Annotated in this window: 16 protein-coding genes; 5 read left to right on the top strand and 11 right to left on the bottom strand. The window is 63.3% G+C overall.

The features are described from left to right. Positions 1–889 (top strand): tetratricopeptide repeat protein (locus SO156_RS07585; protein WP_498534369.1); only part of this gene is annotated, 889 nt, incomplete at its 5' end. Between the two features lie 339 nt (positions 890–1,228). Next, positions 1,229–3,001, top strand: a complete 1,773-nt coding sequence (locus SO156_RS07580) for a phosphatase PAP2 family protein (RefSeq protein ID WP_498534368.1) — start codon at positions 1,229–1,231, stop codon at positions 2,999–3,001. Positions 3,002–3,183: 182 nt separating this feature from the next. Here SO156_RS07580 and SO156_RS07575 read toward each other — a convergent pair whose 3' ends face one another. The 7 genes from SO156_RS07575 to SO156_RS07545 form a co-directional block, all read right to left on the bottom strand. Next, positions 3,184–4,116, bottom strand: a complete 933-nt coding sequence (locus tag SO156_RS07575) for a lipid A biosynthesis lauroyl acyltransferase (RefSeq protein ID WP_458143331.1) — start codon at positions 4,114–4,116, stop codon at positions 3,184–3,186. 8 nt (positions 4,117–4,124) lie between these two features. Continuing rightward, positions 4,125–5,402, bottom strand: coding sequence for a beta-ketoacyl-ACP synthase (locus tag SO156_RS07570; protein ID WP_498534367.1), 1,278 nt, complete (start codon positions 5,400–5,402; stop codon positions 4,125–4,127). Between the two features lie 50 nt (positions 5,403–5,452). Further along, complete coding sequence (locus tag SO156_RS07565) at positions 5,453–6,658, bottom strand: beta-ketoacyl-ACP synthase (RefSeq protein WP_498534366.1); 1,206 nt, start codon at positions 6,656–6,658, stop codon at positions 5,453–5,455. Next, positions 6,655–7,125 (bottom strand): 3-hydroxyacyl-ACP dehydratase FabZ family protein, encoded by a 471-nt coding sequence (locus SO156_RS07560; RefSeq protein WP_458143335.1) that lies wholly within the window; start codon positions 7,123–7,125, stop codon positions 6,655–6,657. The genes SO156_RS07565 and SO156_RS07560 overlap by 4 nt, the downstream gene beginning before the upstream one ends. Before the next feature lie 10 nt (positions 7,126–7,135). Continuing rightward, positions 7,136–7,423 carry an acyl carrier protein gene (locus tag SO156_RS07555; protein ID WP_254094404.1) on the bottom strand — a complete coding sequence of 96 codons (288 nt, stop codon included), beginning with the start codon at positions 7,421–7,423 and terminating at the stop codon, positions 7,136–7,138. A gap of 221 nt (positions 7,424–7,644) precedes the next feature. Beyond that, entirely contained in the window at positions 7,645–7,992 is a 348-nt protein-coding gene (locus tag SO156_RS07550; protein WP_498534365.1) for a hypothetical protein, read from the bottom strand. A gap of 113 nt (positions 7,993–8,105) precedes the next feature. Continuing rightward, positions 8,106–9,017: an ion channel gene (locus SO156_RS07545; RefSeq protein WP_458143338.1), complete on the bottom strand. Its 912-nt coding sequence runs from the start codon at positions 9,015–9,017 to the stop codon at positions 8,106–8,108. Between the two features lie 107 nt (positions 9,018–9,124). Between SO156_RS07545 and SO156_RS07540 the strand changes: the two genes are divergently transcribed. Continuing rightward, entirely contained in the window at positions 9,125–9,748 is a 624-nt protein-coding gene (locus SO156_RS07540) for a ParB-like protein (RefSeq protein ID WP_458143340.1), read from the top strand. 138 nt (positions 9,749–9,886) lie between these two features. On the opposite strand, the gene SO156_RS07535 is transcribed toward SO156_RS07540, so the two are convergent. Next, positions 9,887–10,042 carry a hypothetical protein gene (locus SO156_RS07535; protein ID WP_458143341.1) on the bottom strand — a complete coding sequence of 52 codons (156 nt, stop codon included), beginning with the start codon at positions 10,040–10,042 and terminating at the stop codon, positions 9,887–9,889. 416 nt (positions 10,043–10,458) lie between these two features. Here SO156_RS07535 and SO156_RS07530 point away from each other — a divergent pair, with 416 nt between their 5' ends. Both SO156_RS07530 and SO156_RS07525 read left to right on the top strand, forming a co-directional pair. After that, positions 10,459–10,614, top strand: coding sequence for a hypothetical protein (locus SO156_RS07530; protein ID WP_458143342.1), 156 nt, complete (start codon positions 10,459–10,461; stop codon positions 10,612–10,614). Between the two features lie 236 nt (positions 10,615–10,850). Then, positions 10,851–11,714 carry a hypothetical protein gene (locus SO156_RS07525; RefSeq protein WP_498534364.1) on the top strand — a complete coding sequence of 288 codons (864 nt, stop codon included), beginning with the start codon at positions 10,851–10,853 and terminating at the stop codon, positions 11,712–11,714. A gap of 99 nt (positions 11,715–11,813) precedes the next feature. Here SO156_RS07525 and SO156_RS07520 read toward each other — a convergent pair whose 3' ends face one another. The 3 genes from SO156_RS07520 to SO156_RS07510 all read right to left on the bottom strand — a co-directional run bounded on the left by SO156_RS07520 (position 11,814) and on the right by SO156_RS07510 (position 14,827). Next, positions 11,814–12,314 (bottom strand): MgtC/SapB family protein, encoded by a 501-nt coding sequence (locus SO156_RS07520; RefSeq protein ID WP_458143568.1) that lies wholly within the window; start codon positions 12,312–12,314, stop codon positions 11,814–11,816. Continuing rightward, complete coding sequence (locus SO156_RS07515; protein WP_498534363.1) at positions 12,314–12,895, bottom strand: peroxidase-related enzyme; 582 nt, start codon at positions 12,893–12,895, stop codon at positions 12,314–12,316. The genes SO156_RS07520 and SO156_RS07515 overlap by 1 nt, the downstream gene beginning before the upstream one ends. Before the next feature lie 195 nt (positions 12,896–13,090). Next, on the bottom strand, positions 13,091–14,827 hold the full coding sequence (locus SO156_RS07510) for an ATP-binding protein (RefSeq protein ID WP_458143347.1): 1,737 nt from the start codon (positions 14,825–14,827) through the stop codon (positions 13,091–13,093). Positions 14,828–14,969: the final 142 nt, after the last annotated feature.

Below are 14,969 nucleotides of genomic sequence, written 5' to 3'. Positions count from 1 at the left end.
TGCGCAGCTTGCGCAGTCGCGGCTTGCCGCGGGCGTGGGTCACGTGCTTGCGCGCCGCCTCAACGACATGCTGGAGCCCAGCGCGTCTTCGAGCCGCCGACAGTCCGCGGGCGGCGACAAGGTCGCCGTCGAGCAGGCGCTCGCCTCGATCAACCAGACGACGCGCGAGCGTTTCGGCGTGGCACAGACCATGCTGCAGAAGGCGCTGACTGACGATCCTGACAATGTCGATCTCGCCGTCGCGCTCGCCTCGCTGCAGATGCGCGGCATCCAGATGGTCTGGTTCAGCCCGGAGGAGGCGGTCGCGGTCGAGGCGAAGGCCAATGCGACGCTCGAGCGGGCATTGCGGTCGAAGCCGAATTCCATTCCGGTGCTCGAGGCCACTTGCCGCTTCCTCAGCGCGACCAACCATTTCGTGGAAAGTCTCGTCACCTGCGCCAAGGCACTGAGCTTCGATCCGTGGAACGGGTCCGCGCTCTATCTGATTGGCCTCGGCCAGATCTATCTCGGCCGCTTCGACGATGCGCTCGCGACATTCCTCCAGGCCGATCGTTACGACACGCCGCCGGCCTCGCGCTGGACCTGGCTGCTCGGCGCGGGCCTGGCGAATCTCGCGATGGGGCGCGACGAGGAGGCACTGCCGTGGCTGCAGCGTTCGATCGCCATCACGCCAGCGACCGGGCGCTCGCACCTGCTGCTCGCCGCCGCCTACCAGAGATCGGGCCGGTTCGAGGAGGCGAGGGCGGCGATCGCGGAGGGACTGAGGCTGCGGCCCGGCACGACCAGGCTCGGCGTCTGGCCGCCGATGAAGAACGCAAGTCCGGTTTGTATCGCAGCCTGGGATCGCATCGTTCAGGCCGAGGTCGACGCAGGGTTGCCGGAGCAGTGAGGGCGAAAACTCACTGTCATGCCCCGGCTTGACCGGGGCATCCAGTACGCCGCGGCTTCTCCGTATTCGTTACCGTCTCTGAAATACTGGATCGCCCGCTTTCTCGGGCGATGACAGCGGAGTATGAGGAAAACGCGCTCCGAACCTGATCCAGCTCTCGATGCGCCACGCAATCGCACGACGCTCTCGTTATCATGCCGCATCACGCTCTCGTTATCAGAATGTAACGATCGAGAAATACTCCAAGCGCGGGGACGGCATCAGACAGTAGGGCTTGCCCCCACCCGTATGCGTGCGCACCGGGTGCATTCAGCAAGCGTAGGGTCTGGGGCCTTTCACATGACATACTCGCCGTCCTCAAAATTCTGGAGATATGCGGCGCTCGGCGCTGCTCTGCTGCCGGCCGCCGCGCACGCCCAGGTCATTCCTACGACCCCGCCGGTGAATTTCACCAACAGCTCCAGCGCGTCGGTCGGATCTACGATCGTCAATCTGCTGGATGCATACGCTCGTCTCATGCTCGTCGATCCCAAGCTGAGGAATGGTGCGGGGGTCATGGAGCACAACTATCAGACTGTCATCAGGATGACGCAAGAGCGTACGCAGGCGCAGACGCTCGCAGCGATCCACGACGATCGTACCTCGCAGCCCTACAGCGTTCTCAACGGCCTCGGTCCGCTGACGTCATATTTCATGACGGGAATCGGGTCTTCCACGACGGCGACGCCGCCAACCAGCCTGACGCCGACCTCGTACGTGGTCACCACTTTGCAGGACTACGATACGGCCGCGCACGGCATCAACTATCTCAACAGCGCGACCATCGGCTTTTCGAACTTCGGTGACGGCACCGCAACGCCATTGGCCGATGCCGCGAACTTCCTCAACAACACCATCCGCAACAACGCCTCGACCGAGCCGCCGAAGCGCACGTTCGAGCGCTACATGGGCTCGACGGCTCCAGTCGTAAATCCCGCTTCAATCACCGCCGGCACGATCAGCCCGTTGGATGCGCGCTACGGCAACTACAATGCGGTGAGCAACAAGGCCGGTCTCACCGCTACGGACACCGCGCAATTCGTCGTTCCCACCTATCTCAGCAGTTTTTCAGTCCCGACCGCCTACTACAACACCGTCAACTGGGTACGCGGTTATACCGTGACGGCAGCCCTGGTGGCCGCCAATGGAGGCCAGCCGATCACGGTCCCCGATGTCGGAAGCTTCGACGCAGCGGGCAATTTCACGCCCACTCAATTCAATGCGGGTGACTACGTCCCTGGCATCGGCACGGCGCCGCGTCCGTTCAGACTCTCGACCAAAGTCAAGGTTCCGACGCTGCTCTGGCAGATCGCAAACGGCACCAACCCCTACGGCGACGGCGCCTTCGTCAGTGGCCACACCAATCTGGCTTACAATCAGGCGCTCGGGCTGGCCTTCCTGGTACCACAGGAATATGAAAGCCTCCTGGTCCGCGCTGCCGACCTCGGCAACAATCGCATCTTTGCCGGCATGCATTCGCCGCTGGATGTGATCGGCGGCCGTATGGAGGCGACCGCGATCGTCGCGACCAACATCTACGGCGCGCTCTATGGTCAGTATGGCAATCGGTTGGATTGGACCAACCCCGCCAATGCCTCCGCCTATGCGGTCTATCAGGCCTACACGAAAACCCAGAAATATCTGGCGCAGGCGTGCGGCGAGAGCACGGTGGAAGCCTGCCTCAAGCGAGCGGGTGGTGGTCGCGACGACGATCGTGACCATCGCGACGGTCGGGATCATGACCGCGATGACCGGCACGGACGTGATTTCAACCTCGATCCGGATGACATCAAGGGTTACACCTATCGCATGACCTACGGGCTCGCCTTGGCGGCGGCATCGATGAAATTGCCCGAGACCGTTCCGGTGCAGGCGCAGGTGTTGCTGTTGACCCGATTCCCCTATGCCACCGATCAACAGCGCACGGAAATCCTGCGGAACACGGCGCTACCATCTGGCTTCGCATTGCTCGACGGCAATACCTGGGATGGGTGGGGTCGGCTCAACCTGTATGCCGCCGTCAAGGGGCAAGACTCGTTCTTCCGCGCCGTCAGGGCAGCAACGGCGCAGTGACGCCCGAAGCTTGGCGCTCGGGATCGTCAGCGGTCCCGAGCTGAGAAAGAGTGACCCTCGCCCTGAGGAGCGCGCCCTTTGTGCGCGTCTCGAAGGGCGAGGCCACTAGCCGGGCCTTCAGGCCTTCGAGACGCGCGTTCCGCGCTCCTCAGGATGAGGGGCTGGCAGATCAGAACTGTTCGCTACCGCCACCTTCGATGCAGCCACAGCCACTGCTCCGGATGCTCGCGCACCCAGCCTTCCACCACGTTGGTGATTGCCTGCGTCGTGCCCTGGACGTCGATCTTGCCCTCGGCGTCGCGCACCGGCGGGATCTCCTCGGTCAGCTCGGCGCGGAAGCGATAGCCGGGCAGGCGGATAATGCGCACGCCGTGGATGGGGCATTCGACCTGGCGGAGCAGCCGCGCCAGCATCGGATTGGCGCGGGTCTTGCGGCCGAAGAAGGTGACCTCTACGCCGCCGGTCAGATACTGGTCGACCAGCATGGCGACGTGCTGGCCGTTCCTGAGCGCTTCGCCAAGACGGAACGGCGCGTCGCGCCCCGCAGGGATCAGCGTGCCCATGTTGACCTGGCGCATCTCCTGGATGATGCGGTCGGCAGACGCAATGTTGGGGCGGCGATAGAGGATCGCAGCGTCGAGGCCGTGAGCGACGGCGGCGAGCGCCGGTAGTTCCCACATGGCAAGATGGGAGGTGAAGATCAGCGCCGGCTTGCCATCATCCCTGATCTGGTCGAACAGCTCGATTGTCCGCGGCGGCAGCTCGATGCGGCTGTTCTCCGGGTGGGCGCGATCATAGTCCCAGACTCGATCGATATGGGCGAACTCGGCGCCGTAGCGACCGAGACTGTCCCACACGCCCATCAGGATTGTTTCGATCTCCTCGGGCGATTTCTCCGGGAAAGCCGCCGACAGATTGGCACGCGCGATCTTGTGCTCGCGCAGGCGAGGGCCGATCAGGCGGGTGACGCGCGAAAAGAAATTCGAGGTCTTGAGCGGATCGAAATAGCGCGTGGTGCGCAGCATGCCGACGGTCGCGGCGCCGATCAGGCTCCCGCTGATCGATTTCGCAGCCTCCCGCGCGCGGGCCTTCGTGCTCGCAGGAAGCAGCGTCATGCGTCGGATCAGGCCGGTTCGCGGGTCAGAATCAGCGAGGCGTTCTGGCCGCCGAAGCCGAACGAGTTCGACATCACCGCGGTGACGCGGGCATCGCGCGCGGTGTTGCCGACGACGTCGAACAGGATCGTGGGATCCGGATTGTCGTAGTTGATGGTCGGCGGGATGCGCTGATGCTCGAGCGTGAGCAGCGAGAAGATCGCCTCGACCGCGCCGGCGGCGGAGATGGTGTGGCCGACCATCGACTTGTTGGATGTGACCGGGATCTTTTGCGCGAGCTCGCCGAACACGGCCGACGTCGTGTTGAATTCCATCTTGTCGTTTTCGGGCGTCGCGGTGCCGTGGGCATTGATATGGTCGATCTGGTCCGGCGTCATGCCGGCATCGGCCAGTGTCTTGTTCATGCAGCCGATGATCGGCTTCCCATCCGGAGAAGAGCGAGTGCGGTGGAAGGAATCGGTGAGCTCGCCGCAGCCGGCGATCACGCCGAGGATTTTTGCGCCGCGCGCGGTCGCAGCCTCGTAGCTTTCGAGCACGAGGGCGCCTGCACCTTCAGCCATGACGAAGCCGTCGCGATTCTTCGAGAACGGACGCGAGGCGGCCTGCGGCGGTTCGTTCTGGGTCGAGAGCGCGGAGAGCAGCGAGAAGCGCACCAGCGCTTCCGGATTCACGGTGCCGTCAGTCGCCACGCACAGCGCAGCATCGGTCTCGCCGCGGCGGATCGCCTCGACGCCGAGCTGGATCGAGGTCGCGCCCGAGGCGCAAGCCGTCGACAGCGAAATCGGCGAGCCCTTGGTGCCGAAGGTCTCGGCGAGATGCGCGGCTACCGAGCCGAACATGAAGCGGTGATGATAGGCGTTGTACTTGCCGCCGCCGGAGATGCGCAGCAGATCATCATAGGTGAAGTCGGGCTTGCCGACGGCGCGGCCGAGCTCGCGGCGCTGCGGCCATTCCACCTCGACCGGCGCGACCGCGAGGAAGAGGGGGCCCGGGAAGTCGCCCCTCGCGCCAATGCCGGCCTGATCCAGCGCTTCCTCCGTGACCATCTCGGCCATCCGCTCGGAGAGGCCGGTGGAGGAGAACGGATCGACGCTGACGAAATCGACCGTGCCGGCCATCGTCGTCTTCAGCCCGTCGGTCGGAAAGCGCGTGATGGTGCGGATGCCGGATTGCCCGGCGACCAGCTTCGACCAGTTGTCGGCCTTGCCGGCGCCGAGCGAGGTCATGATGCCCATGCCGGTGACGACGACGACGGGCCGTCCGAATTTATCGCGTGGTGCTGTCATGTTTTCCCCGCTCGTCTCAATCGTATCAAACAATCAGCCGAACGCGCGGTTCAGCTGATCGCTTCCACCAGCGCCATGCCTTCGCCGCGCCAGTGTCCGGCTCCCACCACCACAATCTGGGTCGGAGCCGACTGCATTTCAATCTCGAGGCCAGTCGAATCGTTCGGCGGGAACAGGGCTCCGCGCGAGAGCGACAGTGCGGCGAGCGCAATTCCGAGCGGGAACTGCGTCTCCATGGTGTGGCCGAACATGGTACCGGTGGCGCGAACCGGGAAGTCCGCATGGCTCTCGAGGAAGGCACGCTCCTCGGCTGTCGCCGGCTCCGCGCCGGTTGCCCCCGTGATGATCGCGCCCTTGCCCTCGCGCCTGGGCAGGTTCGACCACAGCTTCTCGAGCGTCGCGGTCAACTCGCCCGGCTGCTTGCGCCTGGCCAGATCGGCCACCACGCTCGTCAGCTTCGCGAACGGTTTTGCGCCGCGCGCTTCCGCATGGGCCTTCGATTCCAGCACCAGGAACGCGCCCGCCGAGCCGAGCGCGAAGCCGGCGTGGTCCTTGCGCGCCCAGACGGGAGCGAACTTGTCCTTCAGGTTGAAGTCGCCGAACTCGTAGAGGACCATGAGGTCCTTGCGCTCGCCATTATGCGAGCCGCCGACCAGCGCAATGTCGCTCTCGCCCGAGGCGATCCGTGCCAGCGCGATGCGCGTCGCATCCGCGCCCGCTACCTCTTCACCCATGAAGGTGCGCGAGGTGCCCCCTAAGCCATGCACGATGGCGATGTTGCCGGCGAGCAGGTTGGAGAGCTGGGCCAAAAACAGCGTCGGCCGCAGATCGCTCATCAGCCGCTCGTTGAGGAAGCCGGGCGCATTGGCGCCCTTGGCCTCGGCCGTGAGCACGCCGGTATCGACGTTGAGATCGCGCTCGCCACCGCCGGCCGCAACCACCATGTCGATCTTGGACAGAATGTCCTTGTTGCCTTTAATCCCGGCCGAGTCGAGCGCCAGCCCCGCGGCATAGGTGCCGATGCGCTGCCAGGCTTCCATCTGGCGCTGGTCGCCCTTCTTCGGGATCTGGCTGTCGAAACTGACCGGCATCAGGGGATGCACGATGAAGGGGGCAAACCCCTTCTCGTCGACGTTGATACGCCGCTCGCCGAGTGCGGCCCAGTTGGCGTCCAGCCCTTCGCCGAGCGAAGTGGCGAGCCCAATACCGGTGATCCAGACTTCCGTCTGGCCGGGCTTCGAAGCAGTCTCAGTCATGACGATGCGGCCTGTTGCGGAAAGCCGATGCGCTTGGCGAACGCGTCCATGTAGCTGCGCATATCCGCATTGGGGAAGGGAATCTGCGTGAAGGTGAGCGTCGAATTCGCACGCAGCTTGCCGCCGACCCTGATCCTGGCTTCGGTCATGGCATAGCCCGAGCCCTCATGGGCGAGGGTTGCCTCGATGCTCATGAGATCGCCGGGGAAGACGGAGCCGCGGACCTTGGCCTCCTTCACGGCGGCGAGGATCGGCATGCGCTCGAACTTCAACACGCCGAGCTGCAGCCAGCCGGAGGCCTGCGCCATCGATTCGATCAGGAGCACGCCGGGCATCAGGGGATAGCCCGGAAAGTGTCCCTCGAAGATGGTGCTTTCCTTCGGGACGAGCGCCTCGACGACGATCCGCTTCTCGTCGACGTTGAGGTCGACGATGCGATCGATCATGTGGAAGTATTCGAGTTGCATGGTCGCGCGATCAGGTGCTCGCGCCTTTGGCTGCCACCAGCTCGTCGATGCGCGCACACAGGTTCTTCAGCACGAAATATTGCTCGGTGGTCGCCTTGCCGTCGTTGACCTCTTGGGTCCACTTCTCCAGCGGCAGCTTGATGCCGAACTGCTTGTCGATCGCGAACGCGATGTCCAGGAAATCGAGACTGTCGATGCCCAGATCGTCGATGGCGTGGCTATCCGGCGTGATCGTGTCGCGCGGGATGTCGCAGGTTTCAGCGATGATCGTGGCGACCTGATCGAATGTGGAGGACATCACTAAGCCTTTGATATATTGCGGGTATTTTTCAGATGTTCCAGAGGGGCACGGTGGGCGGGCATCGCGCCCCGAGTGATGCCCTCAAACGCCCTCTGGCCGGGTCGAGTGCCCGTATATCGGAGGGCAGCCCTGAGTTCAATGGAGCCGGGCAGGGCCCAAGAACAGGGCTGGGGATGCCGGTCGGAGCCCCGCGAACCGGGGTCTTGGGGCCGGGCTGCCTAGATATGCGGCGTTGTGATCTTCACGCAGTCGCGCCGGCCCATCAGCACGCAATCCTGGGTCCGGCGCAGGTCCGCAATGCTGACCGCGAGCCAGATCCCGATCGCGGTGAGCGCGATGGTGAAGGCGAGGGCTGCGATGTTGGCGAGCATGCGGTGGCGGAAGTCGTCCGGCTCGTCGCGGGGCTGCTCGTAACGCGAGAGGTCGAGCGGTTCCGGCGCGGGCTGGGCGTGCAGCGGCTGTACGGTCCCGTTCTCCCGCCGGGGCGCGGCCTGGAGCTGGCTGCGCGGCCTGAACTGGAGCACCCGGTGCTCGCCGTCCGAGGTTATGGGCCGCTGGGTTTTCATGCCAAAGGGATCGGTCGCGGATCAGCTTTCAAAGCAGCGAAATTTAGATAGCACAGGGCTGCGAAGCGTTGCAGAAAATCTTCACGAGTGCAGCCGTGCATCTCTCTTCGGAATTATGCTTCGCCGGTCGTTTCCAGTGTCTGGTGGAACTTGCCGTAGTCGATGCGCAGCCGTCCATCGTCCTGCGTATCGAGGATATCGGCATAGCGGTGGCCGAACCTGATCTCGAAATGCTCGTAGGATTTGCGGGCATGGACGGTTTGCGCTGCAACAACATCATGGCCCGACAGCACCACGATGAGCGCGACGGTCGCAGCTTCCATGTCTTCCGCCGACAAGCCATGCAACGGGCTCGTCTCGTCCAGCGAGTGATAGAGCGTCCAGCTCAAGGCAAGGCCGGGTATCTCGTTGCGGTCGAGCGCAAGCTCGTAAAAGCGCCGCAGCGGCTGGCCTTCCTTCGTCACCACGCTCTTGAACGCCCAGACGCGCGCATTGGCATTGGCGATGATGTTGTGCCGCTCGTTGGCAAGGCGGATCATCAGCGTCGGCTTGCCCTCATGCAGCGAGATCACCGGATTTTCGGCGAACAGCAGCCGCGCGCTTGGCCGCGAGAAGCGGGCGAAGATCAGCCCGGTCATCAGCGACATCGAGAAGATACCGGTAAATAATTCGACGGTCGCAATGAGGTGGCCGTAATGGCTCTGCGGGTGCATGTCGCCATAGCCCGCGGTCGAGAGCGTCTCGATCGAGAAATAGAAATAGTCGATATAGGCACCACCGGGGACGTTCGAGATCGGCAGGTCGCCGATCCAGTAGAAGAAGGCGAAGAACGCATTGAAGGCGAGAAAGACCAGCGCGGCGCTCGCGATGAAGACCGGCCAGGACGCCGTCATGCAGCGATGGCTGATGTCGGCCCAGAAATTCAGCGTCAACCCCTCGGCGATGATCTCGCGCCCGCCGAGCCTGACGACCCGCGCCTTGCCGGTCCGTCCATTGGCCGTCCGTTCATTCTGGATTTTAAGCATCCGCTTTTGGTCTCTCCGCGCCGCATCGGCATTTGCCGTCCCGGCCGTCATGGCATAATCGTACGGAGTTCAGGACGTTCTTTGCAACCGTAGAGAGGTTTTCGACCATGACCAACACGCGCGAGCCCAGAGTGCACCCGGTGCCGATTCTGTCGCTGAGGCCGACGCAGATGACGGTCGGCATGCGCGAGGTCAAGGAGAAGCGCAAGCGCTGGCGTGAGCAGGACAAGGAGAAGCAGGCGGACACGCTGGGCAGGCACATGATCCCCGTGGTCTACGGGCCGGACCAGCGCTACTACGTCATCGACCATCATCATCTCGCCCGCGCGCTACATGACGAAGGCGTCAAGGACGTGCTGGTCACGATCGTCGGCGACCTCAGGATGGTCGAGCGCGAGGCCTTTTGGGGCGTGATGGACAACAAGCGCTGGGTCTACCCCTACGATGCCAAGGGGGAGCGGCGGCATTTCAAGGATCTGCCGAAATCGGTCGCCGATCTCAAGGACGATCCGTTCCGCAGCCTCGCCGGCGAACTCCGCCGCATGGGCGGCTTCGCCAAGGACACCACGCCGTTCTCGGAATTCCTGTGGGCCGACTATTTGCGCCGCAAGCTGTCGCGCAAGGCCGTCGATGCCAATTTTGACAAGGCGCTGGAGAAGGCGCTGTCTGCCGCAAAGATCAAGGACGCGATCTATCTGCCAGGCTGGTGCGGACCTGCGGCGGACGACTAGGGCGCGACGCTCATACTAAAGCGCGATGAGACTGGGTCGTCATTGCGCTTCGAGGCTTTGTTTGAGCATGATCTCCGCGCAAACGCGTTCCGCGTTTGTCGCGAGGGATAACCGCTTCACACTTTTCCGGATCATGCTCTAGTTGCGCTCGAAGATCTTGGCGCCGGGGTAGACGCGTCGGGCGTAAGTCACGACCAGCTCGCGATCCTGGGTTTCCAGGAAAGGAGTTCGGATGTGACACGACCCGACGATCAGGTGCCACAGGCCATTGAGCTTCTGAATGACGATGTTCATTTGAGCATTCCTCGAAGACCCTGCACTCCAGCAAGCTGCCTGTCGCGGCAGTCTTGCGATTCACTACCGTGATCCCGAGCGCAAAATTCCCAACACGACTCCCGCCAACTGTAAAACGACCGTGACTATTGTTAGGTGCGCCGTTCGAGCGTGAAGTTCGCGCGGTTCATTCGTCGCTTCGGACTAGTCGCGAGCATAGGGATCTCTCGCCGTTGCTCAATTGTACGAGCTGATGCGGAGGCCATAAGAAGGGATGAGCGCCCTAAACTAAGGTATTCCGTTGTCTGCCGGAGTGCCCTTGCCGACCGGACCTCATCACGGTCTCTTGAGCGAAGTCATTTTCCGGCCGCACGAAAAGGTCCTGAAACAAAGCCGTTCCATGCTTTGGGGCAGTCGAGCCCACAAAGGAGGGAGGAATGCGTCGTCTGGTTTTCGCCGCCGCCTTGCTCGCGGTCGCCGCAGTAGGGTTTCACAGTTTCATCGCGGCTTCACTTGCTGCAGCTCGCGAGGCCAAGGCAGCGACGTTTGCCGAACGCTTTGCTCCCGTGCTCGAGTTGAGGACGAAGCACTGATGATGCAGCGCTAAAGTGCCGGAAGGGGCCCTTGCCCGCGCGCCAAGAGGAAGGGCGCGATCAATCTGTCCGGCTGGTGCCGATCAAGATTCCCGCTTGTGACCGAGGACGACATCAAAGCGAAGGCTGGCGGTTAGAGGAGCCGGAGGTTCCGATTTACCGGGCATTCACCACGGTTCAGGGGAAACCGGGACCTTTACTTCGCTAAAAGGGAGCCGATTTTATGGTTCGCAACCATGAATTGCGATCCAGAGAGTGTCGAAAATTCGGTCGCCGCACTACGACGCGAAGCCACCGTTCTCGCGGGAGGGCTCCGCGACCTCGCTCAACGAGCGAGTGTCTACCCTCATCTGTTTGAACACTCCGGGGCTAATCATTGTTTCCCGCTGCTTGCCGCGCACGGCGCGCTTTGGGCCGGCGGTTATTTCAGATCAGGAATGCGCCTTGGAGCCGTTATCGCATGGGGTCATGCCCTCGCAGGGAATCATCAGCTCCGCCAAGAGCTGATGAGGCGACTAGCAAAGTTTGCTGATGACTTTCGCGATATCAATCGGCGTGTCTGTGTAGAGACGTACTTCATCTACCATCTCAGCGGCACGGATTTCCTGGCGTCTGCGGCGCAAAGGTCGATTCCGCCCGATCTCCTGGATCACATGGCGCGCTGTCATGCGGCACGTCGGTCGGGGCGAACCATGTCTCATCGCGAGCGCCGCTCGCTTTTCGAGGCCTTCTTCCTGTGGGAACAGGCAACCATTGTCGGGCCCGCCGTCCATCGGGCGTTTGCCGAATTCGATTGGCCCGCCATCAAGGCAATGGCGCTCAGACCCAAAATTTCGTTCGCATACTTCCCCCGTTCCTCACCGTTGGCGTTCTCCGATTTCTCCGATACCGAGGAGCGCATTGAAAAGGGCATCCAGGCATTTGATCTTGCTGCATCGGCGGGGTGGAAAAACGTCGAGGTCAAACTTCGTAGCTACGGAATCTTGCCTTCGGGATTCTCCAGCGATCCGCAGCGTCATTTCAGCAATCTGGTTCGTAGTCTCGGATTGTTTGAGCGGGCCCGCGGCGGAGGACTAGCGTATCCGCTCCTGGATACCTGAAATCGATTTGAGGCGCAGAGCCGTACGCGGTCGGCCGTCAGGCTCCGGGCGGCGGCGATGATGGCATCTTGCGGAACGTCGGCAGCCCCTCGGCCGAGGCTAGCGCTCCCGCGCGTCTCGCCGGGCCGTTGTCTCGGCATCATGCGGCTCCTCCTCACCGCCGAGCGCGCGGTGCAGCCAGTTCTCGGTGCGGTTGCCCATCGTGAGGATCAGGAACGCCAACGCCAGCGCAGTGCCAACGATGAGCCACTCGCCTGCACCGCAGGCGATGCCGAGGCAGGCGGCGAAGAAGGTGCAGGCGGCGCTGGTGAGGCCGCGCACCCGAATATGCTGGCTTTCGTGGACGATCACGCCGGCGCCAAGAAAGCCGATGCCAGTGAGGATGCCCTGGATGACGCGGCTGGTCGCGTCCGAGATCTTGCCGGGCTCGGCGAACTGGACCGCGAGCAACACCACGGTCGCGGTCGACAGGCCGACGATGCCGAGCGTCTTCAGCCCGATCGGCTTGCCTTGCAGGTCACGGTTCAAGCCGATGGCGCAGCCCGCCAGCGTGGCGGTGCCGAGCCGCAGCACGATCTCCGGCCAGTCGAGCGGCGCGATCATTGTTTCGGCAGGCGTCCCATCAGATAAAACTCGTCGTTCGGCCGCATGCCCGTGAAGTTCGCGAGCCGGTTCGACAGCGCGAAGAACGCCGAGATCGCGGCAATATCCCAGATGTCGTCGTCGCTGAAGCCGTGGGGGGCAAGCGCGGCGAAATCGTTCTCTGAAATCCGCTGTGCGTCGGCCGAGACCTTCATCGCGAAATCGAGCATCGCTTTCTGCCGCGGCGTGATGTCGGCCTTGCGGTAGTTCACCGCGACCTGGTCGGCGATGAGCGGGTTCTTGGCGCGGATGCGCAGGATCGCGCCGTGCGCGATCACGCAATACTGGCACTGGTTGGCCGCCGAAGTCGCCACCACGATCATTTCGCGATCGGCCTTGGTGAGTCCGGAGTCCTTCTCCATCAGCGCATCGTGATAGGCGAAGAAGGCGCGAAACTCGTCGGGCCGGTAGGCCAGGGTCAGGAACACGTTCGGCACGAAGCCGCTCTTCTCCTGCACGGCGAGCAGGCGCGTGCGGATGTCCTCGGGCAGCGTGTCGAGGGCCGGCGCGGGAAAGCGATTTGAAGATGGCTGGGTCATGGGCATCATTCCTGGTCGGGGGTGGCAACCATAGTCGATGCGAGAGAGACGCTCCAGAGGCGCCGCAAGGTCTCGTGCCCCGGACGCAGCGCAGCGCTTCTGTAGCGGTGCGCTGCAGAGCCGGGGCCCATGCTTGAGAGAGTGCAGTTTGTGTGTGGGGCGTGGGTCCCGGCGCGTCCGGGACACGAGAGTGCGTTACCGCAGCGGCTTCTTCAGCAGGGAGAAGCGGTCGGGGTCGAGCCCCATCGATGGCTGGAGCATCGGAGCGTCGAGGCTGGAGAGCGCCTTCGCAGGCGGCGCCGAGAATACCGGATCGTTCGGCGTGTCGCGCTGCGAGGTGGCGCCGCGCCAGCGCTCGAGCACGGCGCCGACGAAATGCATGTCGTGACCGGCGGTGACCGAGGGAACGCTGCTGATGGTCGCCTCGCCGCGCGGCAATTGATGCGGCGGCACCTCCTTGAAGCGCAACCGCGTCGGCAGTGCTACGCCTTCGCCGAACGCCAGCACCTCACGGGTGCCGAGCGAAGGCACGAAGGAGAGCAGGTTCGCGGCTGCATCCGACACCGCGGCGCGGAGCAGCGCCTGGTCGCGGTCGTTGGCCAGGCGCATCGTGAACAGCGTGTTGCACTGGGAGATGATGGTGGCGTCGAGCTCGGCCGGACGCTGGGTGATGAGACCGAGATAGACACCGTATTTGCGGCCTTCCTTGGCGATGCGCGACACGGCCTTGCGGGTCGGCCCGAAACCGATGTTGCGGTCGGCGGACGCATAGCGATGCGCCTCCTCGCAGACGAAGAGCAGCGGCGAGACGCCGTCGCTCCACAGGCCGAAATCGAAGGCCATGCGGCAGAGCACCGAGACGACGGAGTCGATGACCTCGGCCGGAAAGCCGGCGAGCTGCATCACCGTCATCGGCTTGCCGTTTGCCGGCAGGCGGAACAGATGGCTGATCACCTCCGCCATGGTGTCGCCGCCGACATTGGCGTTGTCGAACATGAAGGCGTAGCGCGGATCGTTGCGCACCGCCTCGATGCGAGAGATCAGCTTGTGATAGACGATGCGCGAGGAGCGGTTTTCCAGCTTGCCCATGCGCTCGTCGATCAGCGAGATCAGATCGACCAGGCGGTACGGCACGGGTGTGTCGACGGTGAAGCCAACCTGCTTGGGATCGACCCGCTTCAAGCCGATGCGGTCGGCGTTCTGATACTGCGTGTAGACGCCCTTGGCGATCGGGATGACCTCGGCGAGGATGTCGAGCTCCTCGGGCACGCCGGGCCGGCCGCCGAACAGCACGTCGACGATTTCCTCGAAATTGAACAGCCAGAATGGCAGTTTCAGGTTCCGCGGATTGAGCACGAGCGCGCGGTCGCCGAAGCAGCGGCCATATTCGTTGTGGACGTCGAGCAGGAAGATGCGAAGGTTCGGGCGCGCTTTCAGGATCTCGTTGAGCAGCAACGACACACCGGTCGATTTGCCGACGCCGGTCGAGCCGAGCACCGCAAAATGCTTTGAAAGCATCTCTTCGACGTCGACATAGGCGACGACGGAACGGTCCTGTTGCAGGAAGCCGACATTGATCTGGTCCGCGCCGGTCGGCGCATAGATCGTGCGCAGCTCCTGGCTGGTGATGAGGTCGACCGCATCGCCGATGGTCGGATAGTTGGTGACGCCGCGCTGGAACTTGGCCTTGTCGCTGGCATTGAGGATCTCGCCGAGCAGGTCGACGGAGGCGATGGCAATGTAGTTGTCGTTCGAGAGGTTCTCGCAGGAGACCTCAGTGATCATGGCCACGATGATCGAGCTGCCGCAGCGGATGCTGACGAAGCGGCCGACGGTGGCGCGCACTTCCGAGATCGGCATCCGGCCTTCCGCCAAGAGCCCGACCCGGGCAAGCGATCCGCGTACCGAAATCACGCGTCCAAAGGATGTCACGATGATGAACCTGGCAACAACAAGGATTTGTTCGCAACTATGCGCAGCCGTCACTGCACAAACGGTTAAATGCGAGGCGCCGCCGCTTTGTTAAATCCGCGACAATTCGGTGGGGAGACTTGTACCAAAGTGCATGCGTTCA

The sequence above is a fragment of the Bradyrhizobium sp. UFLA05-125 genome (genome assembly GCF_059803515.1).
The sequence above is the reverse complement of the archived record's forward strand: the minus strand, read 5'-3'. Positions and strand labels throughout refer to the sequence as shown.